Here is a 20,881-nt window from a genome sequence, read left to right on the forward strand (position 1 = left end):
CGGTCAAAAAGCGACGGCTGAACCGTCGCAAACTTTCAAGACTGTGCGGAAATGACCCCTCAGGCTTCATACTCAGGCAGGGAGGCCCCACCATGAACCAGCATTACCGCGATACTCGCAAGATTGACCCTTCAAAAGGCGCGACACTTGGCGACGGCACCCCGAACCAGAATGACCGGATCGAGATTGGCCCGACGCAACTGGCCTTTGCGGAATGGGAAGCTGCCGGCCTGTCCCTGCCCAACCTTGCGCGGATGCGTGAATATCGGTGGAAACGCCTGACCAAGGCCATTGTCGATCGCGGCTATGGCGGGTTGTTGATGTTCGATCCGCTCAACATCCGCTACGCAACCGACAGCACCAACATGCAGCTTTGGAACACGCACAACCCTTTCCGCGCCGTTCTTTTGTGTGCCGATGGCTACATGGTGATCTGGGACTACAAGAACTCGCCCTTCCTGTCGAAGTTCAACCCACTGGTGCGCGAACAACGCTCGGGCGCGGACCTGTTCTATTTTGATCGGGGCGACAAGGTCGATGTTGCGGCTGACGTTTTTTCTAACGAAGTCCGCGTGCTGATCGACGAACATGGCGGCGGCAATAAACGTCTGGCCGTGGACAAGATCATGCTGCACGGGTTGCGCGCGCTTGAGGCGCAGGGATTCGAAATCATGGAGGGCGAAGAGGTCACCGAAAAGACCCGTGCGATCAAAGGCCCGGATGAGATTCTGGCCATGCGCTGCGCCAATCATGCCTGTGAAACAGCCGTTGCGGCGATGGAGAACTTCGCACGGGCCAATGTGGGTGACGGCAAGACCTCTGAGGATGATATCTGGGCGGTTCTGCATGCCGAAAACATCCGGCGCGGCGGGGAATGGATCGAAACCCGCCTGCTCGCTTCAGGCCAACGCACCAATCCATGGTTTCAGGAATGCGGGCCCCGGATCACACAAAGGAACGAGATCATTGCCTTCGACACCGATCTGATCGGGTCTTACGGCATATGCATCGACATCTCACGCACCTGGTGGATCGGGGACGAGAAACCCCGCGCTGACATGATATATGCCATGCAGCACGCGCATGAGCATATCATGACCAATATGGAGATGCTGAAGCCCGGGGTCATGATCCCCGAACTTACTGCAAACGCGCATAAGCTGGACGACAAGTATCAGGCGCAGAAATACGGCTGCCTGATGCATGGGGTTGGCCTGTGTGATGAATGGCCGCTGGTCGCCTACCCGGACAAGGCAGTGCCGGGCTCACACGACTATCCGCTTGAGCCCGGCATGGTTCTATGTGTCGAAGCCGCCGTTGGTGAGGTTGGGGGCGACTTTTCAATCAAGCTGGAAGATCAGGTTTTGATCACCGAGGACGGGTATGAAAATCTTAGCACCTACCCGTTCGATCCACAGCTTATGGGCCTTGCTTAAAAACCTAATCCGGCCAGGTTGAGCGCCGGACATTGCCATGCCAGTCCTCGGACGGGATGGCAGCTTCGGCGTTTGCGGGCGTATTCGGGTTCCAGTTTTGCCCCAACGCGAATCCCAGAACGCCGGTCAAGGCGATGACGATCAATAGACCGGGGTGGATTACTGCGTTTTGCGAAGAAGATGCGGTAAGTGCCATGTCTGCCTCCTGGGCTGAGTATCTGATAGCCGCAAGATGGGCATTCCAGGTAAATAAACAAAACGAATATTTGATGGGATAACAATCACAATCCATGATACTTTGTACGACCGCCCAGCACCCGGGATTCGAATGCGTTCCTCACCTTCCCGTGACGCATCTTACATTGGGGTTGAGCGTCCAGACCGAAGCACACAGTATAAGTGTCAACCCGATACGTAAGGAAGTCTCATGCCCACCGAACGCATTACCTTTGCCGGTCACGACGGCGATCAACTGGCTGCGCGCCTTGATCTGCCAGACGGACCAGTGCTGGCGACCGCATTGTTTGCACATTGTTTTACCTGCTCGAAAGATATTCCTGCCGCCCGCCGCATCGCTGCCCGTCTGGCAGCCATGGGCATTGCCGTCCTAAGATTTGACTTCACAGGGCTGGGTCATTCGGGCGGTGAGTTTGCGAACACCACCTTCACCTCGAATGTGGAAGACCTTATCGCCGCCTCGCACTATCTGGCGGGACGGGACATGGCCCCTTCACTGCTTATTGGACACTCATTGGGCGGTGCTGCTGTGCTGCGCGCGCGCGCCGGTATCCCAAGCGTCAAGGCGGTGGTCACGCTGGGTGCACCCGCTGACCCGGGCCATGTCGCGCATCATTTTGAAGACGCGCTGCCGCAGATTAATCAAGACGGTTCTGCTGTGGTTATGCTGGGGGGTCGTCCGTTCCGCATTGGCAAGGCCTTTGTGGAGGACATCTCGGAATCCGCTTTGACATCCGCAATCTCCGATCTGAAGGCAGCGTTGCTGATCCTGCACGCCCCTAGGGATGAGACGGTGAGCATAGACAATGCCGGCACCATCTTTCAGGCGGCAAAACACCCCAAAAGCTTTGTCACACTGGACGATGCTGATCATCTGATCACGCGTGCCTCGGACGCAGAGTATGCAGCGGATGTGATCGCAGCATGGGTAAAACGCTATGTTAAACTCTGTCCGCCAGCCCCTCCTCCCGGCGCGCCCGAAGGTGTCGTACGTGTAAGCGAGGTTGACCCAACAGGTTTCCTGCAGGACATCCAGTCCGGCCCAAAGCATCATACCATGGCAGATGAACCTGAAGCCTATGGCGGCACCGACAAAGGGATGTCTCCGTACGGATTCGTGTCCTCTGGCCTGGGGGCTTGCACCTCAATGACGATTCGAATGTATGCGCGGCGCAAACAGTGGCCGCTGACTGCCATTTCAGTTGATGTGTGCCACAACAAGGTGCACGCGCAAGATGCCGGTCTGGCCGGGGACGGCAAGATTGACCAGTTCCGCCGCAAGATTCGGCTGCACGGACCGCTGGATCAGGAACAACGTGCGCGCCTTTTGGAGATCGCTGACAAATGCCCCGTTCACCGGACGCTTGAGCAATCAGCCCACATAACCACTGAACTTTTGACCTGATCTTTTTTGACTATCTGCGGGGTCGCGGTGCTGGCCGGTGAATCGGAGGTCTGGCCACGGGTGGTCGGGCCACCGGCGGTCGGGCTGTTGGCGGGCGTGGCCGGGCCGGCGGTTTCGCGATCGGCGGCGTCGGTCGTGCCGGTGGTCTGCCTTCGGGCGGGCGTGGTCTTGATGGCCGATCAACGTCGATATCCACGTTGACGTCACGGTAGTAGTCGTTCCACAGCATCGAGTCATAGAACGGATCATAGCCATACCCGACTCCGACCGAGACGCCCTCACAAGCTGACAGGGTGAAACTTGCAGCCCCAAGGCCAATCGCAAGAAGCAATCGTTTGATGAATTTGGTAGCCATCGCGCGTCTCCTCACTGCAAAGACCGGAACGACGCGAAGACGGCGTTCAAATCGTCAACATAGGCCGGATCGGCACCGTCGCGCAGGATCGCTACGATGACAGCCACACGACCATTCGGCAGATCGATGACCGAGGCGGTAAAGTTGACCCCTCGCCCGTCACGGGTGCCGATGCCGCGAATGACGCGTGCGGGCAGCCCTCCAATGCGGGCGTCCGCTGTTCCGGATACAGATGGATCCTTAACCAGAAACTTGTCGATATCTTCCAGATACTGCAATCCGCCTTGGATCGAAGACACACCCGCCGGCGAAACGAACCCCATCCACACGGTGTCATCTGTTACAGGCCGGATGCCCATGACCCGAGCCACCGCACGCAGATCGCCCAGCTCGGTATCCTCAATTTCGCGCGGGCCGCCAGTCCGCACAGCCCAAAAGTCTGGCACGGCAAAGCTGAACAACGACTGCCCTACGTCGGAATATGTAACCCGAGTGTCTGCCGCCGCAGGTACTGATGCCCCTAACCACAGCGCGACGCAGGCGGCGGTGGACGCTCCAAATAAAATGCGCATATCTCTATAACCTGATTATTTCTTTGAAATCAGATTGAACGCTGCCCAGTTGCTTTGTCCAGTTTCTCTTGCGCAAGACAACAAAAAACCCGCCCCCGAAGCAGTCCGGGCGCGGGTTCGAAATGTACGACCAGAAATCAGGTGCGGGCGTTGCCGACCAGTTTCCACAGGGCCGGAATCAGCAGCGCGGCCAGCGCCAGCTTGATCACATCACCCACGAGGAACGGCGTCAGACCCCACGCCAGGATCGGCTGGTCCCAACCATATAGTTGACCCAACCACAGCAAGCCAGGCACATAGATGACAACATTTGCCAACACCAGAGCCAGCGCCATTTTACCAACCGAACGATCCCATCCGCGGGCGGCCAAGGCACCCAAAAGAACGGTGGCCAGCACGTATCCGACGAGATAGCCACCTGTACCGCCCATCATGTAGGTCAGCCCGAATTTTTCGGCCGAAGACCCCGCGAATACGTCAAAGCCAAGCGCACCGATCAGCAAGTATCCCAGCATGGTGACCAGACCCAGCCGCGCGCCGTAAGCAGTACCGATAGTGAGAACCGCAAAGGTTCCCATGGTGATCGGAACCGGCCACATCGGCACCTTGATCTTCGCGGCAATTGCCAGCGCCAAGATACCCAGAGCGACCAGTACCACCTGTTTAACCCGCAGCGCAGTACCTTCGCGCGGACCGATGGCCTCGGCCAGTACACTTGTATTCATTTCTGTTTCTCCACGTTTGGACGGAAATTCTGGCACATGAATGCCCATTTCGCTCCCGTACTTCAAGATGATTGCGCTATCTGGGACGGTATTCGGTCGTCATTTCGTAGGCCTTTCTTGGCCCCGAGACCGTCCAAGTCACTGACCACATCGGCCAACGCGAGAAATCGTAGACTGCATCATAACTGTCGGGCGGGCAATCATGGTGATCCGAGGATCGCGTCTGTCCCAGATACAAGGCATGAAAGTACCGTTCATCGTCGAAATGGACGGAAATCCGATCCCCCGCATCCAGCCACAAATACCGCCGCGTACCTTTCATCTCGGCCTGGCCCGGGATACGCAGACAGACCTCTTCATCATAAACCAAACCACCTTTTGATGGGCCCAGACTCGCCTGACCCAGCGCGTGCACGACTTGCCCAGCCCGCGTATCGTGAATGGTGCGGCTCAGGTCCCAACGGCCTTCGAAATCAAAAAGGCTGCGTGGCAAGGTCATTCGGCAAAAGCTCCGTTGGTGAAGCCGCCAGTGTCATCGACAAATCGGATCGTGTCACCACTTTGCAGCACGTCGTAACAAGCCCAAAGATCCGACGGGGGCCAAAGCGAGCAATAGCGATCCTCGCGCACCGCCCAGCGCCCGGAACTGGCGCGGCCCGAGAAATACTGCGTCAGCATGTTTTCGTCGAATGTCTGCCAAACACCGTCACCATAGTCGAGCTTTTGACCGGTCAGGGCATCCAAAATCTCGTCCCCGGTCAGCGGGCGGAAGTCTTCTGCTGCTAGAATTCCGGGTAAAAGGACCAAAATCAGGGCAAACCGTCTCATACTTTCACTCGTGCCTTGTTCCCTAGGGATTGCGGGTTTAAACCGCGCGCCAACGTCCCATGCTAATCACAAAAAGGTCACGCCGCCAATGATTCCACGCTATTCCCGCCCCGATATGGTCGCCATTTGGTCGCCCGAGACCAAGTTTCGCATCTGGTATGAGATCGAGGCGCATGCCTGCGACGCCATGGCCGATCTGGGCGTGATCCCGCGTGAAAATGCCGACGCTGTCTGGAAGGCCAAGGACGTGGAATTTGACGTCGCCCGCATTGATGAGATCGAGGCCGTCACCAAGCACGACGTCATTGCTTTTCTTACGCACCTTGCCGAGCATGTCGGCAGCGAAGAAGCCCGGTTCGTGCATCAGGGCATGACCAGCTCGGACGTGCTGGACACCTGCTTTAACGTACAGCTGACGCGTGCCGCCGATATTCTGATCGCGGACCTCGAAGGCCTATTGGCCGCTCTGAAGCGTCGCGCGATCGAACACAAGGACACTATTCGTATCGGGCGCAGCCACGGCATTCACGCGGAACCCACCACGATGGGCCTGACCTTCGCGCGCTTCTACGCTGAGATGGATCGCAACCTGTCCCGTATGCGCGACGCGCGCGCCGAAATCGCCACTGGCGCGATCAGCGGTGCGGTTGGCACTTTCGCTAATATCGACCCGCGCGTCGAAGAGCATGTCTGTGACCAGCTGGGTCTGGTGCCCGAGCCGATCAGCACTCAGGTCATCCCGCGCGACCGCCACGCGGCCTTTTTCGCCACTCTGGGCGTCATCGCCAGCAGCATCGAAAACATCGCTATCGAAATCCGCCACATGCAGCGGACCGAGGTGCTGGAGGGGGCCGAGTTCTTCTCAATGGGGCAAAAAGGCTCCTCGGCCATGCCCCACAAGAAAAATCCCGTGCTGACCGAGAACCTGACCGGGCTGGCGCGCATGGTGCGCGCGGCCGTGATCCCGGCGATGGAAAACGTGGCGCTGTGGCACGAGCGTGATATCTCGCATTCCTCGGTTGAACGCATGATTGGCCCAGATGCCACGATCACGCTGGACTTCGCGCTGGCGCGACTGACCGGCGTGGTCGACAAGATGCTGATCTTCCCCGAGAACATGATCGAGAACATGAACAAGTTCCCCGGTCTGGTGATGAGCCAGCGTGTTTTGCTGGCACTGACCCAAGCAGGGGTCAGCCGCGAAGATGCCTATGCCATGGTGCAGCGCAATGCGCTGAAAGTTTGGGAACATCGCACCGATTTCAAACAGGAACTGCTGGCAGACCCCGATGTGACCGCAGCGCTCAGTACCGAAGAAATCGAAGAAAAATTCGACCTTGGCTATCACACCAAACATGTCGACACGATCTTCGCGCGCGTATTCGGCGAATAACACCTGACCAATCAAACGGTTGTCAGAGCCCGGTTCGCAAAACGCGGCCCGGGTTCTGTTTCTTTGCCTGAATTGCAAAAATCAGCTATGGTGTCAGTGTATATCCGAACCGGAGAAACACTATGATCCGCACCACGATTTGTGCTTTGGCCCTTACGATATCAGCTTCGGCTGCACTGGCCTGCAGCGGCCATTCAAAACAAACCCAATCCTGCGCACCGGGTACATATTGGGACGCCGAAAGCCAGACCTGCGCGAAACTCGTCAATAGCTGAAGCCATCTGTCCTATTTGTGAAGAAAAGCGAGCAAGTGATCGTTATCTTTTTGTAAGATCGCGCTAAGCTAAAATTTAGCAGCTTTTTGAACGGAGTAGGAAGATGCGCCTTGTATTAGTCTCAGCAATTGCCCTTCAGGCATTTGCCTTTGCGCCTGTTGTGTATGCTGCGGGTGGCGGCGGCAGCACCGCGCCAAAACCAACGAACACCACCAAGAAGTGCCTGTTCGGCCGCGTTTATGACAAGGATGCCGGTCGCTGCGTGAAGCCGGACAAGACCAACTTTACCCAGGATGAATTGTACGACGCTGTGCGTGAATTGGCCTATGACGGTCAACTTGAGAACGCGCAGAATATATTGCGCATTATGGATCAGGACGATGACCGCGTTATGACCTATTGGGGTTTCACATACCGTAAGATGGGCGAACTTGAACTGGCGAACGTCTTTTACAATGACGCCATCGCAGCCAATCCAGACAATATTCTGGCGCGCAGCTATATGGGCCAGGGTTTTGTGTCCGAGGGCAAAACGGACCTTGCCATCATGCAATGGCGGGAAATCAAAGCCCGCGGTGGTGAAGGAACATGGGCCGAAACCTCACTGCGTGAGGCGATTCAAACTGGTCTGACTTACAGTTACTAGACTTCAGTCTTTCTTTACCCGATTCTCGTTAGTCTGCCTGCGGAAAGCAATTTTGACACCGCAGGCAGATGCAAGACACGAACTCATTGTTACAGTTGGACGCTGGGGCGGCAACTCCGTTGGCCGATCAGGACGACAACGCCTCCCGGCTTGTTCCCCGCACGCTTACCAGCAGACAAAAGGCCGCTGTGGTCGTGCGATTGCTGCTGAACGAAGGCGCAGATATCCCACTTGAAGACTTGCCCGATGAATTGCAGGAAAAGCTGACCCACCAATTGGGGGAAATGGGTTTGGTGGATCGTGTAACGCTGGACGCGGTTGCACAGGAATTTGCCGAGGCGCTGGACGGTATCGGCCTCGCGTTCCCGCACGGTTTGGCTGGCGCATTGGATGCGGTGGACGGTAAAATTGGTCCTGTAACGGCGGCGCGGCTGCGCAAAGTCGCCGGTGTACGTCAGATCGGTGATCCCTGGCAACGTCTACGCGAAGTCTCTGCCGAGGAATTGGCCAAGATGGCACAGGCAGAAAGCACAGAGATCGCCGCAGTCATGTTGTCAAAATTGGAAACGGCGAAGGCGGCTCAGCTTTTGGGGCACCTGCCCGGCCCAACGGCGCGACGGATCACCTATGCGGTTTCCAAAACGTCCAACATTACGCCCGAAGCGGTCGAGCGGATTGGATGGTCACTCGCAACCCAATTGGATCAGCGCCCTTTGCAGGCGTTTTCAGATGGTCCCGGCGCACGCGTGGGCGCTATCCTTAACCACTCAGCGGCATCCATGCGCGACGGATTGTTGGACGCATTGGATGAGGAGGATGCGGATTTCGCCAGCGCTGTCCGCCGGTCAATTTTTACCTTCGCGCATGTCTCAACCCGAGTACGCGCCCGGGACGTCCTGACAATTCTTCGCGAACTGGATCAGGCTGATCTATTCACAGCCTTTGCCGGCGCTACATCGGACGAGGACAAGAAGACCGTGGAATTTCTGTTGTCCAGCATCCCGTCCCGCATGGCCGACAGTTTTCGCGATGAAATCGCAGATCTAGGCAAGGTCAAGCAAGCCGAGGCTGAAGACGCGATGGCAAAGATTGTAAGCACGATCCGCACTCTTCTGGATGGTGGGGTCATTAAACTGATCGAAGACGAAACCGAAGAGTAAGCAAACACCACGCCTAGAACACTGGGAATGCTTGTGGTCGGTCAGCGCGCCTTGTATGTCTGATCCAGCAAATCACAACAACCGGTGAGACCAGAATATGCCCGTCGAAAAGTCGGAACTCAGCCGCGGGGCGCTCTGGAAATACTACGTCACCGGTTTGTTTATGAAAGCTGTTATAGGAACGATGCGCCTGCTGCCGTATGAGCGGCGCATCGCAGCTATGGGCGCGATTGTTCGCGGGTTTGCCCCGTTGGTTGGTTTCACCGAACGTGTCCGCAGAAATCTAAAGTTAACTCACCCCGAACTGACGGAATCCGAAGTCAAACGCATCTGCCGAGATGTCCCAGACAATGCGGGCCGCGCGATAATGGAGCATTTTTCGCCCGAAGGGTTCTCCGAACGCCAGGCCAACGCCAAAATCTCGGGGCCAGGTATTGCCGCGTTTGACGACGCTGTGGCCCAAGGGCGTCCAGTCATGATGATTACGGCGCATTTCGGGCACTACCTTGCCGCTCGGATCGCGCTTCAGGCGCGTAGCGGACGACCTATAGGGTGTCTGTATCGGCGCATGGCGAACCCGTACTTCAACGACATGTATGTCGATGCGTTCTATAAAACGGGCGCTCCCATGTTTGAGCAGGGTCGCCGTGGAATGGTCGAAATGGTGCGCTCTCTAAAGACAGGTGGCATCATCGCCATCGTGTCCGATCTGCATGCCCACGGCGGGGAAGAGCTGACGTTCTTCGGCAAACCCGCCGTCACGTCTGTTCTGAATGCCGAACTGGCGATGAAATACAAGGCGGTGCTGATCCCGTGCTATGCAATTCGCCAGCCCAACGGCCTCGATTTTGAAATCGTTTTACATGATCCCGTTCCGCACACTGACCCTAAAACCATGACTCAGTTCACAAATGACGATCTTGAAGCCGTCGTACGGCAGCATATGGGTCAATGGTTTTGGATTCATCGCCGCTGGAAAGCCTGGAATGGCTTAGGCGTCCAACCCGAAGACATGCCTTGATTATTTGACGCGGGCAGCCGCAACGATGGGTCCGTGTCCGACCCTTTGGATCAGCGCCACCGCTGGAAGGTCTGCGGTCAACTTCACCGAAAACTGCTGAGACGCCGCCCCATCCCACTGCCCGGCCATATGCCAGGACTCCACGACATTTGCATACTCCATCTCGTACCCGGCAAGTTCGCCGCGTCGGATTGAGGCGTGGCGCAACGGTTCATACTGCACCACGCGCACATCATATGCCTCGCCTTCGGGCAGTTCGACCGGTGTCACATCCACCAAGACTTCATTGCCCGCACGGGTTGCTACCACCTCAGCCTTGGGAGCGGCGGTCAGATGGGCATCAATCAACTGATTCAATTCATATAGATGCGCACCTACGACGTCTTGTTGACCATTCACCACCATTTGCGGCGTAAAGATCATCGAGCGCCCGCCCTGTCGTGCATAGGAGCGCTGCCGCTCGGTGTGACTGGGATCGGCGTATTCATCTTCCCAGCCGATATAGTCCCAGTAATCCACATGCAGGGCCAAACCGATCACATCCTCACGTTGCGCGAGATCATGCATCAATCGATCCGCTGGCGGGCAGGATGAACATCCCTGTGACGTAAACAGTTCAACCACCACAGGGTCACTTTCTGCGGCGGCTGAAGTAACGCATATTAGTGAGGCAAACACGGCGGGTGCAATTCTGACCATATAAAATCTCAGGTTTTTGAGGATGCTTACAAGAAGTAGACGGATCAGCACCAAATCTCCAATCAAGGTTTCTTGAGAATTCTGACGCCGCGCTCTTGCCTTGTATTCACTGGTATACAAATAACACGAATAGGCATCTAGCCTTGAACGCACAGCAATCATGCTACAGAAAATACTCAGCGAATCCCAATATCCAAGTCATTTGAGAGGGAGGCCAATACATGCCCATTACTGTTGGACAAGATAACGCCAAGACACGTCGCAGCCTGAGCGTGAACGGCAAGTCCATTTCCTATTACTCGATCCCCGCAGCACAAGAGGCTGGCTTGGGTGATTTTTCACGTCTACCCGCCGCTTTGAAAGTGGTTTTGGAGAACATGCTGAGATTTGAGGACAACGGGTTTTCTGTCTCGGTCGATGACATCAAAGCTTTCGGAGAGTGGGCGGCCAATGGCGGCAAAAACCCGCGGGAAATTGCTTATCGGCCTGCCCGTGTTCTGATGCAGGACTTCACCGGCGTTCCGGCTGTTGTGGACCTTGCTGCAATGCGCGACGGCATCAAAGGTTTGGGCGGCGATGCGCAAAAGATCAATCCGCTGAACCCTGTGGATCTGGTTATCGACCACTCGGTCATGATCGACGAATTCGGCAACCCCCGCGCGTTCCAGATGAACGTGGACCGCGAGTATGAGCGGAATATGGAACGCTACCAGTTCCTGAAATGGGGTCAGTCGGCCTTTAACAATTTTCGCGTGGTGCCACCGGGAACTGGCATCTGCCACCAAGTAAACCTGGAATACCTGGCCCAAACCGTCTGGACCGACACCGACCAGAACGGGGAAGACGTCGCCTACCCCGACACATTGGTCGGCACTGACAGTCACACCACCATGGTCAACGGAATGGCCGTTCTGGGCTGGGGCGTTGGGGGGATTGAGGCCGAGGCCGCGATGCTGGGTCAGCCGATCTCGATGCTGATCCCCGAGGTCGTGGGCTTTGAACTCACTGGCTCGATGGTCGAAGGCACCACTGGCACGGACCTTGTGCTTAAGGTCGTCGAGATGCTGCGCGAAAAGGGTGTGGTGGGCAAGTTCGTGGAATTCTACGGCGAGGGTCTGGACCGCCTGCCACTGGCTGATCGTGCGACGATCGCGAATATGGCGCCGGAATACGGTGCGACATGCGGGTTCTTCCCCATCGACGGTGAGACCCTGCGCTATATGCGCAATACCGGCCGCGACGAAGAGCGTCTGGCGCTGGTCGAAGCCTATGCCAAAGAAAACGGGTTCTGGCGGGATGAAAACTATGCACCGATCTACACTGACACGCTTTCGTTGGACATGGCCACGATCGTTCCGGCCATCTCGGGGCCCAAGCGCCCGCAGGACTATGTTCCACTGACGAATGCCAAGGCCGCTTTCCGCCAGGAAATGGAGAAGACCTTCAAACGCCCGATGGGCAAAGAAGTCTTGGTCAAAGGTGAGAACTACGCGATGGAGTCTGGCAAGGTTGTAATCGCCTCGATCACCTCATGCACCAACACCTCGAACCCGTATGTGATGATCGGCGCCGGACTGGTGGCGAAAAAGGCGCATGAGCTCGGCCTGAACCGCAAGCCTTGGGTCAAGACATCTTTGGCACCCGGATCGCAGGTGGTGTCAGAATACCTTGAGGCCGCCGGCCTGCAGGAACATCTGGACGCCATCGGGTTTAACCTTGTGGGCTATGGCTGCACCACTTGCATCGGCAACTCGGGCCCGCTCCAGACAGAGATCAGCGAAGCAATTGCCGAAGGCGATCTGGTCGCGACCTCGGTCCTGTCGGGCAACCGCAACTTCGAGGGGCGGATTTCACCGGACGTGCGCGCCAATTATCTGGCCTCACCGCCGCTGGTTGTCGTGTACGCGCTGGCGGGCACCATGGATATCGACGTGACCTCCGAGCCGATCGGCCAAGACAAAGATGGCAACGACGTCTTCATGAAAGATATCTGGCCAACACAAAGCGAAATCGCCGAACTTGTCGAACAGACCGTAACGCGCGAAGCATTCCAGTCGAAATATGCGGACGTGTTCAAAGGTGATGAGAAGTGGCGCGAGGTCGAGGTTCCCCAACAGGAAACCTATGACTGGCCACCGACGTCCACCTACATCCAGAACCCACCCTATTTTCAAGGCATGGGACCCGAGCCGGGAACGATTTCGAACATCGAAGGGGCAAAGGTTCTGCTGATCCTGGGTGACATGATCACCACCGACCATATCTCGCCCGCAGGGTCGTTTGCGACACAGACACCGGCGGGCAAGTATCTGACGGAACGCCAGGTTCAGCCGCGTGAATTCAACTCCTACGGCTCGCGTCGCGGCAATCACGAGGTGATGATGCGCGGTACATTTGCAAATATCCGTGTGAAGAATGAGATGCTGGATGGTGTCGAAGGCGGTTATACCAAAGGTCCCGATGGCCAGCAGACCTCGGTTTACGAGGCGTCGATGGCCTACCAAAAACAGGGCGTACCGCTGGTTGTCTTCGGCGGCGAACAATACGGTGCAGGTTCGTCACGCGACTGGGCCGCGAAGGGCACCGCGTTGCTGGGCGTCAAGGCCGTAATCGCCGAAAGCTTTGAGCGTATCCACCGTTCGAATCTTGTGGGCATGGGTGTTATCCCGTTCGAATTCACCGGCGGCGACACACGCAAAACGCTGGGCCTGAAGGGGGATGAGACCGTTTCAATCCATGGCTTGGACTCGGTCAAACCGCTGCAAGAAGTGCCATGCACGATCACCTATGGCGATGGCACCGAAAAGACCATCACCCTCAAGTGCCGCATCGATACCGCGCCCGAGATCGAATACATCGAAAACGGCGGCGTGCTGCACTACGTGCTACGCAACCTTGCCAAAGCAAGTTAAACCCGCGCGCCAAAAACAAAAAAGGGCGTCCTACGGGGCGCCCTTTTTGTATTTCCGAAGCAGCTCGTCGCAGTGATCGACAGGCGGACTGCCACATTCGAAAGGTGCGAAGCACTAACTTCCCGCCGCCTTTTCCAACGCAGGTCGGATCGTGCTTTCGATGACACGTTGGGTGATTGGTCCAGCAAAGCGCAGGATGATCGTACCGTCTCCGTCGATGACGTAGGTCTCGGGCACGCCGTAAAGACCCCAGTCCAGCGCCATTCGGCCGTTTTCATCCTGTCCGATAGCCCGGTAAGGATCGCCCAGCTCGGTCAGGAATGCCTTGGCTTTGTCCAGTTTATCCTTGTAGTTGATGCCGTAGACGGGGATGCCTTCGTTGGACAGCGCCTCAAGGTTGGGGTGTTCAGCCCGGCAGGGCGCGCACCAGCTTGCCCAATAATTGACCAGCTTGACCTCACCATCACGCAGGGTGGCATTGTCAAATATCGTCTTCCCCGGAAACTCGGTCAGCACCACAGGCGGTGCGGGCTGGCCTTCGCGCGCCGAAGGCAACGCATCCGGGTCATCGCGAAACATACCGATACCAGCCAGCACCGCGAATGCACCGAAGATCAACGGCGGTGCCACCATAAGCGGAGAGATCTTAGCCATCGCGCGTCATCCTTTGTTCGATCTTTTCCATTTCGGCGCGCACCCTCCGCCCGCGCGCTACACTAATCACCAGGAGCAATACAAGCAGAACAATCGACGCCGCATATGACCACAAAACCGTGTCAGCATATTTCCCAAGATCAGGCATCATCCGCTTACCCTTTCCCGCGCTTGCAGCGCTTTGATGCGCCGCGCCCGAATTTCAGTGCCGGTGCGATACAGAACCAATGCGATGAACAACAGCACGAACCCGATAATGCATAGCAACAGCGGGTAGAAATAAACGTTGCTTACCTTCTCTTCTGTGTCCGCGCCGGTTACTGCAGCGACACGCATCACCGATGCACCCTGATGCAGACCCTGGTTCCAGAAATTGACCGCGTATCTGCTGAGCAATGCGAACACGGACCCAACCAGACACAGGACCGAGGTCAGATCAGCAGCGGTATCGGGGTCTTCGATCGCCTCCCACAGGGCGACATAGCCAAGATAGAACAGAAACAGGATCAGAAACGAGGTTAAGCGGGGATCCCACGCCCACCAGGTGCCCCACATCGGCTGGCCCCAGATCGCTCCGGTCACCAGCGCAATAAGGGTCATAACAATGCCGACCGGGGCCGCTGCGCGTGAGGCCAGCGCACTGACATGGTGCCGCCGTACCAGCCAGACCAACGACGTGGCCAGCATCATCAGCCAGCAATTGATCGCCATCAACGCCGCCGGGACATGCAGGTAGATGATTTTTACGGTCGAGCCCTGCTTGTAATCATCAGGTGTAAAAAAGAACCCCCACACCAGCCCGACCACCACACAGATTGCCGAAGTGATCCAGAAAAACGGCAAGACCCGCTCACTGGTCGCGAGGAATTTCCGCGGGTTGGCATATTCCCAGAGGGAGTTGGCTTTGGCTGCGATCGACATGAGTGTTATTTAGTCCGACTCGGGTTCGTTCTCAATTGACATCCGTCAAAGTTTGACCGCGTCATCGAAGGTTAATACGCAAAACGGCGGCGCTTGCGAAGGGCAATAGCGCGATAGTAGCCGCTGTAATTCCGGCCAGCATCAACAGTGGGGTCTGGGTCTCCATCCCGGTGGCTCCGCGGCGCGCGACTTCGGCCCCGAAAATCAGCGTTGGCACGTATAGCGGCAGCACAAGCAGTGACAGCAAGAGACCTCCTCGTTTCAGGCCAACGGTCAGGGCCGCACCAAAGGTACCGATCACACTCATGGCCGGGGTGCCAACCAGCAGCGAGATGACCAACCAGAAGAACCCCGGCACCGGGAGGTTCAACAGTATCCCCAGAAATGGCGCGGCCAGAACCAGCGGCAGGCCGGTGGTCAGCCAATGGGCCAGCGCCTTGATCGTGACCACGGATTCCAGAGGCAGAGGCGCGGTTGCCAGCAGATCAAGCGAACCGTCCTCCCAATCCAGCGCCAAAAGCCGATCCAGTGATAACAGACACGCCAACAGCGCGCCCAGCCACAAGACACCCGGCGCGATGGTCGACAGCAATGAGGATTGCGGCCCAACTGAAAACGGAACCAACACCGTCACAATCAGGAAAAACGCCAGACCAAGGCCAAAACCGCCACCCGCGCGGAAGGCCAGTTTGAGGTCGCGCATCAGTAGAGCGATCACAGGAAACCTCCGTCGAGATCGTCGATGGGTTGCGGCTTGGCTTTGTTCGGGGTGACGTCCAATACATCGCCGTCCAGGCCCAGGTCGATATGGGTGGCAATCAGGGCCGATCCGCCCTGCCCCAGATGCGCGCGAACGGCCGCGGCGAACATCTGCACGGCATCGCGGTCAAGCGAGACGGTTGGCTCGTCCAGCATCCAGATCGGCCGCCCTGTCACCAGCATCCGCGAAAGACCCAGCCGTCGTTTCTGCCCCGCTGACAGATTGCCCGCGTAGCGATCAGAAAACGCGTTAAGCGCAAAGGCGTCGAGCGCGTGTTGAATACCCTTTGTCCCAAAAACCGAAGCCCAAAACGTCAGGTTTTCAACAACCGTCAACGTCGGTTTCAACCCATCGGAATGCGACGCATAGGCGATCTGATCTTCGGCCCCATCAATCTGGCCGGACAGTGGTGGTTGCAACCCGGCCAGCGTCCGCAGCAAAGTGGTCTTGCCGATCCCGTTCGGCCCGCGCAATATCAGCGCCTTACCCGGATGCAGCGCAAAGCTCAGGCCTTCAAGCACGGGAACGCCACCACGGGCGACGGCCAGATCGGTCACAATTAATGTCATAAGTCCCGCTTATCTCATTGCCGTCAGGGGCAAAAGACAAGATTTGACGCAGGGGATTCAGCCGACTCAGACAGGCAACAGGGCCAACGCGATGCGCCGTCCTTCCGACAACAGCACGTTATAGGTGCGGCACGCGGCCGGAGAGTTCATGATCTCAACCCCCAGCCCAGCGTTTTCAAGCGCCGCGCGCAGGTCAGCCGGAATATGCGACAGGTCCGCACCCGTACCGATGAACAGAACATCCACGGTGTCAGCCAGCGCCAGCAACGGTGCGTCGTCAGTGTATCCACTCCAGGATGTCGTTCCGGCCGGACCAGTCACAACACCGCCTTCGTAAACCTGCCCGCCGATCCGGAAAAACCCGGGGCCATACCCGTCAATCGGGGCTGCGTTGGTATAAGAAATCTCGTTCAAGCGCATGAACGTGTTCTAGCCCCAAAGCGGTAAGCCAGACAAGGCCGCTCCTGCAATCGTTAGATAGGCAGCACCCCGGTAAAGCTTTTCGTGCTGCGGTCTGAACAACCAGCCGCCCAGCCAATTGCCCAGCAGATTGGGTAGGGCCAGCACGAGTCCAAGGGTCGATGCAGCCAGCGTCACCCGCTCCATCCCCGTCAAAAACCCAAGAAGAAGGAAATCGAACCCAAACAGGAACAAGAGAATTGTTGCGCGTATGACGTCGACCGGCAGAGGGCGCGACATATAGAAAAGGATCACCGCCGGACCGGGCAAACCCGCCGCGCCGCCCAGAAACCCTGCTGCCCCCCCGATGCCAGCAACCATGACGCGGCCAACATGGCCGTGATAACGAACCCCAAGGATCAGGACGACCAACATCGAAAGCCCCAAAAGGCTGACCGCATATTGGAAAACCTCGGGCGCGACTTGCGTCAGCACCCACAGCCCAAGCGGCATAAAAAACACGCACCCCAAGAGCAAGCGAAGCAGATCGCCCCGATCCACGGCAAGCCAGGCGCGGCGCAGGTTCGGCAATGGGCCGAAGATGTCCATGATGGTCAAGCCGATCAAGGCACCTATCGGTCCAAGGTATGGGGCGGCGATCGGAAGAAATACCAACGCAGTTCCAAAGCCTGAAAAGCCGCGGACCACACCGCCGACAAATGCGGCAAAAAGAACAACGGCCAGCCCCGTTGGGGACTGGCCGAAAAACTCAGGCGTCGATATTGGCAAACTGATTGCCTGAAGTGTTGGACGGCTTCGACCAGTCGCGTTTGACCCCCAGCCAAAGCAAGATGGTCGAGGCCACGAATACCGAAGAATACGTCCCCACGATCACACCCCAGATCATCGCAAAAACGAACCCTCGGATCACGTCACCGCCCAGTATGTAGAGCGAGATCAGCGCCAGCAGCGTCGTCACCGAGGTCATCACGGTCCGGCTGAGCGTTTCGTTGATCGAGATGTTCAAAACCTCCTTGAGGTCCTTTTTCTTGTACTTCCGCAGGTTCTCACGCACGCGGTCGAAGACGACCACAGTGTCGTTCAGCGAATAGCCCACGATGGTCAGCAACGCCGCAATAATTGCCAAGTCAAACCGAATTTGCAGTTCCGAGAAGATGCCAATGGTCAGGATTACATCATGCACAAGAGCTGCCACCGCCCCCAGCGCGAATTGCCATTCAAAGCGCAGCCAGATGTAGACAAGTACTGCGCCGATAGCCAACACAACGGCGATTACCGCGGTCTGTATCAACTCGCCCGAGACTTTGGGGCCAACCGATTCAACGGACGCAAACTCGATATCGGGCGCCGCGACCTTTAGCGCCTGTTCCACAGCTGTAACCGTGGCAGCCGATACGGCCTCGGCCCCTTCTTGCGCTTGAATGCGGATCATTGCGACATTCTGATCCGGCCCGAACGTCGGATCAAAAATCTCGGTGATCGAAACGTCGCCCAACTCCAGCGGCGCGATGGCGTCGCGATATGCGCCGACGTCAATCACTTGCGCGCTTTCGGTTCGGATCGTCGTCCCGCCGCGAAAATCGATACCGAAGTTCAGCCCTTGCAGCATGAACGACACAAACGCCACGATCATCAATGCGCCCGAAATGCCCAGCCAAGCCTTCCAGCGGCTGAAGAAATCAAACGAGGTGTTTTGGGGTACGAGTTTTAGTCTCATGTCAAACCTCGATCATTTTCGGACGGCGCCGTTCAAACCACATCACGATCATCAGGCGCGTTACGAAGATCGCCGTAAAGACCGACGTCAGGATGCCCAGCCCAAGTGTAATCGCGAACCCGCGCACGGGGCCGCTGCCCATGGCAAACAGGATCACGGCGGTAATGAACGTTGTCACGTTGGCATCCAAAATCGCCGACAGCGCCTTTTCATAGCCCAGTTCAATCGCGCGCGCCGGGCCCTTGGCCGATTTCAATTCCTCGCGAATACGCTCAAAGATCAGCACATTTGCGTCGACCGCCATGCCGACGGTCAGAACGATGCCCGCAATACCGGGCAATGTCAGCGTTGCCCCGATCAAGGAAAGCAGACCAAACAGAAGCCCCACGTTGATGATAAGCGCGACGTTGGCAAAAACGCCGAACAGACCATAGCTCAGCCCCATGAAGACCAGCACTGCGACAAAAGCGACGACCGTTGCCACCTGACCCGCGTCGATACTGTCTTGCCCCAGCTCGGGGCCGATAGTGCGCTCTTCCAGGAACTCCATCCCCGCAGGCAACGCACCGGCACGCAACAGGACGGCCAGATTGGTGCTTTCTTCGACTGTGAAGTTCCCGGTGATAATCCCCGACCCGCCCGGAATATGGCTTTGGATCACGGGGGCCGAAATCACCTCATCATCCAGTACGATGGCAAAGGGCGCGCCGATGTTTTCAAGCGTATAGTCGCCAAACTTGCGTGCGCCCGAGGTGTTAAACCGGAAGCTGACCGCAGGGCGACCGTTCTGATCGAACGAAGGCTGCGCGTCCACCAATTCCTCTCCCGTAACAACCGGAGCGGACTCTAGCGTGTAGTAAACGCCCGTTTCATCAATGGATGGCACGATCTCTTGCCCGATACCCGGCACTGCATCCGGATCGGTTCCGCGCCCAGCGACCGGATTGAAGGTCAGTTGCGCGGTCGTGCCAATGATTTCTTTCAGCTCACCCGCGCTTCCGATACCGGGAACCTGAATCAGGATGCGTTGGGCACCCTGACGTTGAATGGTCGGCTCACGCGTCCCCACCTCGTCAATACGACGTCGGATGATTTCCAGCGCCTGCCGAACGGTACGGTCATCAGACGCCAGTTTCTCGGCCTCTGAGAGCTGTACGACGATCGTGTCACCCTCGGCGCGGGCCTCGATATCCGTGGCCCCCACTCCGGTCAGGGTCTGCACCTGTCGCGCAAGGCCACGCACGACTTCCAGCGCGCGCGACATGCCGTCGGGCTGGCTGATGCGCACGCGAATCTCATCCGGGGCCGACTCCTGCTTGCGGATCGTGCCGACAGTGGCGCGCTCATCCCGCAGAGCGTCCCGGATTTCCGGCCACATCGCCTCCATCCGGGATTCGTACACATCTTCGACCTTCACCTCGGCCAGCAAATGCGCACCGCCGCGCAAATCCAGGCCAAGATTGACCAAAGAGGACGGAAGCCAATTGGGCCACTGCGCCGCCTCGGCCTGTAATTCCGGAGTGTCGATGCCAAGTTCAATTTCGACCTTGGCATCATTCGATTGCTCAACGCGCGTGTAAAACGCATTCGGCAGAGCCATGAGCAGACCCGTCACACAGACCAGCCAGATCAGAACCCGCTTCCAGGTGTTAATTTGCAGCATTACCCTGCCTTTTCAAGGGATTATCGCGCGAAGTTATTTCGCCGGCTCAGTCTTGTTCAAAACCTGGGCGATGGTGGATTTGACCACGCGGACCTTAACGTTGTCGGCGATCTCGACCTCAATCTCGTTCTCGCCCTCTTTGACCTTCGAGACTTTGCCGATCACGCCGCCCTGGGTGACTACCTGATCGCCCCGGCGCACGGCATCGACCATGGCCTGATGTTGTTTCATCTTCTTCTGCTGCGGACGGATCAGCAGGAAATACATGATCGCAAAGATCAGAATCAGCGGGAGAAACTGGGCGATTGCGCCACCTTCCATGGGATATTCCTTTTGGTTTGGAGTTGCGAACGAGCGCCGCAAATTTTGCGAGAACCTATGCTTTGAAGCGGCTGTTTGCAAGCAAAGGCCGTATCGGAATGTTCCGGATTTCCATGCCCGGCCCTCAGGATGTTTCGAAGCGTTGCAGATATGTCCTAGGAACGTCTGCTGACTTGGATATAGTCAGGGGCG

25 protein-coding genes are annotated in these 20,881 nt (G+C 57.3%); 8 read left to right on the forward strand and 17 right to left on the reverse strand.

Translation table 11 applies throughout. The features are described 5' to 3' along the window. Window positions 1-92 precede the first annotated feature (92 nt). Entirely contained in the window at window positions 93-1,436 is a 1,344-nt protein-coding gene (dddP, locus tag ACXAET_RS06765; protein ID WP_475183024.1) for a dimethylsulfonioproprionate lyase DddP, read from the forward strand. Window positions 1,437-1,440: 4 nt separating this feature from the next. Here the strand turns inward: dddP and ACXAET_RS06770 are convergent, their stop codons facing one another. Further along, entirely contained in the window at window positions 1,441-1,632 is a 192-nt protein-coding gene (locus ACXAET_RS06770; RefSeq protein WP_224889305.1) for a hypothetical protein, read from the reverse strand. 231 nt (window positions 1,633-1,863) lie between these two features. Here ACXAET_RS06770 and ACXAET_RS06775 point away from each other — a divergent pair, with 231 nt between their 5' ends. Then, window positions 1,864-3,078 carry a bifunctional alpha/beta hydrolase/OsmC family protein gene (locus ACXAET_RS06775; RefSeq protein WP_475183027.1) on the forward strand — a complete coding sequence of 405 codons (1,215 nt, stop codon included), beginning with the start codon at window positions 1,864-1,866 and terminating at the stop codon, window positions 3,076-3,078. Between the two features lie 10 nt (window positions 3,079-3,088). Here the strand turns inward: ACXAET_RS06775 and ACXAET_RS06780 are convergent, their stop codons facing one another. The 5 genes from ACXAET_RS06780 to ACXAET_RS06800 all read right to left on the reverse strand — a co-directional run bounded on the left by ACXAET_RS06780 (window position 3,089) and on the right by ACXAET_RS06800 (window position 5,558). Continuing rightward, window positions 3,089-3,433 (reverse strand): hypothetical protein, encoded by a 345-nt coding sequence (locus ACXAET_RS06780; RefSeq protein ID WP_475183030.1) that lies wholly within the window; start codon window positions 3,431-3,433, stop codon window positions 3,089-3,091. Window positions 3,434-3,444: 11 nt separating this feature from the next. Next, complete coding sequence (locus tag ACXAET_RS06785; protein WP_475183035.1) at window positions 3,445-4,005, reverse strand: hypothetical protein; 561 nt, start codon at window positions 4,003-4,005, stop codon at window positions 3,445-3,447. A gap of 137 nt (window positions 4,006-4,142) precedes the next feature. Continuing rightward, window positions 4,143-4,730, reverse strand: coding sequence for a biotin transporter BioY (locus tag ACXAET_RS06790; protein ID WP_475183037.1), 588 nt, complete (start codon window positions 4,728-4,730; stop codon window positions 4,143-4,145). 76 nt (window positions 4,731-4,806) lie between these two features. After that, window positions 4,807-5,229 (reverse strand): DUF6314 family protein, encoded by a 423-nt coding sequence (locus tag ACXAET_RS06795; RefSeq protein ID WP_475183040.1) that lies wholly within the window; start codon window positions 5,227-5,229, stop codon window positions 4,807-4,809. After that, the gene (locus ACXAET_RS06800) at window positions 5,226-5,558 is read right to left on the reverse strand and encodes a hypothetical protein (protein ID WP_475183042.1); all 333 of its coding nucleotides are present in this window, start codon (window positions 5,556-5,558) and stop codon (window positions 5,226-5,228) included. Before ACXAET_RS06800 ends, ACXAET_RS06795 begins: the two co-directional genes overlap by 4 nt. A gap of 88 nt (window positions 5,559-5,646) precedes the next feature. On the opposite strand from ACXAET_RS06800, the gene purB reads away from it, so the two are divergent. The 5 genes from purB to ACXAET_RS06825 all read left to right on the forward strand — a co-directional run bounded on the left by purB (window position 5,647) and on the right by ACXAET_RS06825 (window position 10,053). After that, the gene (gene purB / locus ACXAET_RS06805) at window positions 5,647-6,951 is read left to right on the forward strand and encodes an adenylosuccinate lyase (RefSeq protein ID WP_475183046.1); all 1,305 of its coding nucleotides are present in this window, start codon (window positions 5,647-5,649) and stop codon (window positions 6,949-6,951) included. A 122-nt stretch (window positions 6,952-7,073) separates the two neighbouring features. Continuing rightward, window positions 7,074-7,226, forward strand: coding sequence for a chitin-binding domain-containing protein (locus tag ACXAET_RS06810; RefSeq protein WP_475183049.1), 153 nt, complete (start codon window positions 7,074-7,076; stop codon window positions 7,224-7,226). Between the two features lie 103 nt (window positions 7,227-7,329). After that, the gene (locus ACXAET_RS06815) at window positions 7,330-7,872 is read left to right on the forward strand and encodes a tetratricopeptide repeat protein (protein ID WP_475183053.1); all 543 of its coding nucleotides are present in this window, start codon (window positions 7,330-7,332) and stop codon (window positions 7,870-7,872) included. A gap of 68 nt (window positions 7,873-7,940) precedes the next feature. Then, window positions 7,941-9,032: a flagellar motor switch protein FliG gene (locus tag ACXAET_RS06820; protein ID WP_475183056.1), complete on the forward strand. Its 1,092-nt coding sequence runs from the start codon at window positions 7,941-7,943 to the stop codon at window positions 9,030-9,032. A 97-nt stretch (window positions 9,033-9,129) separates the two neighbouring features. Next, window positions 9,130-10,053 (forward strand): lysophospholipid acyltransferase family protein, encoded by a 924-nt coding sequence (locus ACXAET_RS06825; RefSeq protein ID WP_475183058.1) that lies wholly within the window; start codon window positions 9,130-9,132, stop codon window positions 10,051-10,053. On the opposite strand, the gene ACXAET_RS06830 is transcribed toward ACXAET_RS06825, so the two are convergent. Beyond that, window positions 10,054-10,752 (reverse strand): DUF1223 domain-containing protein, encoded by a 699-nt coding sequence (locus ACXAET_RS06830; RefSeq protein ID WP_475183062.1) that lies wholly within the window; start codon window positions 10,750-10,752, stop codon window positions 10,054-10,056. A gap of 221 nt (window positions 10,753-10,973) precedes the next feature. Here ACXAET_RS06830 and acnA point away from each other — a divergent pair, with 221 nt between their 5' ends. Next, the gene (gene acnA, locus ACXAET_RS06835) at window positions 10,974-13,664 is read left to right on the forward strand and encodes an aconitate hydratase AcnA (protein ID WP_475183064.1); all 2,691 of its coding nucleotides are present in this window, start codon (window positions 10,974-10,976) and stop codon (window positions 13,662-13,664) included. 114 nt (window positions 13,665-13,778) lie between these two features. Here acnA and ACXAET_RS06840 read toward each other — a convergent pair whose 3' ends face one another. From ACXAET_RS06840 to yajC, 10 genes are all read right to left on the reverse strand, one after another. Next, complete coding sequence (locus ACXAET_RS06840; protein ID WP_475183069.1) at window positions 13,779-14,318, reverse strand: DsbE family thiol:disulfide interchange protein; 540 nt, start codon at window positions 14,316-14,318, stop codon at window positions 13,779-13,781. After that, a complete protein-coding gene (gene ccmD / locus ACXAET_RS06845) occupies window positions 14,311-14,469 on the reverse strand; it encodes a heme exporter protein CcmD (RefSeq protein WP_224889318.1) in 159 nt (52 codons plus the stop codon). The genes ACXAET_RS06840 and ccmD overlap by 8 nt, the downstream gene beginning before the upstream one ends. Then, on the reverse strand, window positions 14,466-15,239 hold the full coding sequence (locus tag ACXAET_RS06850; RefSeq protein WP_475183076.1) for a heme ABC transporter permease: 774 nt from the start codon (window positions 15,237-15,239) through the stop codon (window positions 14,466-14,468). Before ACXAET_RS06850 ends, ccmD begins: the two co-directional genes overlap by 4 nt. Before the next feature lie 61 nt (window positions 15,240-15,300). Beyond that, window positions 15,301-15,957 (reverse strand): heme exporter protein CcmB, encoded by a 657-nt coding sequence (gene ccmB / locus ACXAET_RS06855; protein ID WP_224889320.1) that lies wholly within the window; start codon window positions 15,955-15,957, stop codon window positions 15,301-15,303. Next, window positions 15,954-16,568, reverse strand: a complete 615-nt coding sequence (gene ccmA, locus ACXAET_RS06860; RefSeq protein ID WP_475183080.1) for a heme ABC exporter ATP-binding protein CcmA — start codon at window positions 16,566-16,568, stop codon at window positions 15,954-15,956. Before ccmA ends, ccmB begins: the two co-directional genes overlap by 4 nt. Before the next feature lie 66 nt (window positions 16,569-16,634). Then, window positions 16,635-16,988, reverse strand: coding sequence for an Mth938-like domain-containing protein (locus ACXAET_RS06865; RefSeq protein ID WP_475183083.1), 354 nt, complete (start codon window positions 16,986-16,988; stop codon window positions 16,635-16,637). 9 nt (window positions 16,989-16,997) lie between these two features. Next, on the reverse strand, window positions 16,998-17,756 hold the full coding sequence (locus tag ACXAET_RS06870; protein WP_475183086.1) for a TSUP family transporter: 759 nt from the start codon (window positions 17,754-17,756) through the stop codon (window positions 16,998-17,000). Continuing rightward, window positions 17,737-18,705, reverse strand: a complete 969-nt coding sequence (gene secF / locus ACXAET_RS06875; RefSeq protein WP_475183090.1) for a protein translocase subunit SecF — start codon at window positions 18,703-18,705, stop codon at window positions 17,737-17,739. Before secF ends, ACXAET_RS06870 begins: the two co-directional genes overlap by 20 nt. A gap of 1 nt (window position 18,706) precedes the next feature. Continuing rightward, complete coding sequence (gene secD / locus ACXAET_RS06880; protein ID WP_475183092.1) at window positions 18,707-20,368, reverse strand: protein translocase subunit SecD; 1,662 nt, start codon at window positions 20,366-20,368, stop codon at window positions 18,707-18,709. A gap of 33 nt (window positions 20,369-20,401) precedes the next feature. Continuing rightward, window positions 20,402-20,689 (reverse strand): preprotein translocase subunit YajC, encoded by a 288-nt coding sequence (gene yajC, locus ACXAET_RS06885; protein WP_068332061.1) that lies wholly within the window; start codon window positions 20,687-20,689, stop codon window positions 20,402-20,404. Between the last annotated feature and the right edge of the window lie 192 nt (window positions 20,690-20,881).

It is taken from the genome of Ruegeria sp. AWH4_226 (assembly GCF_056159225.1).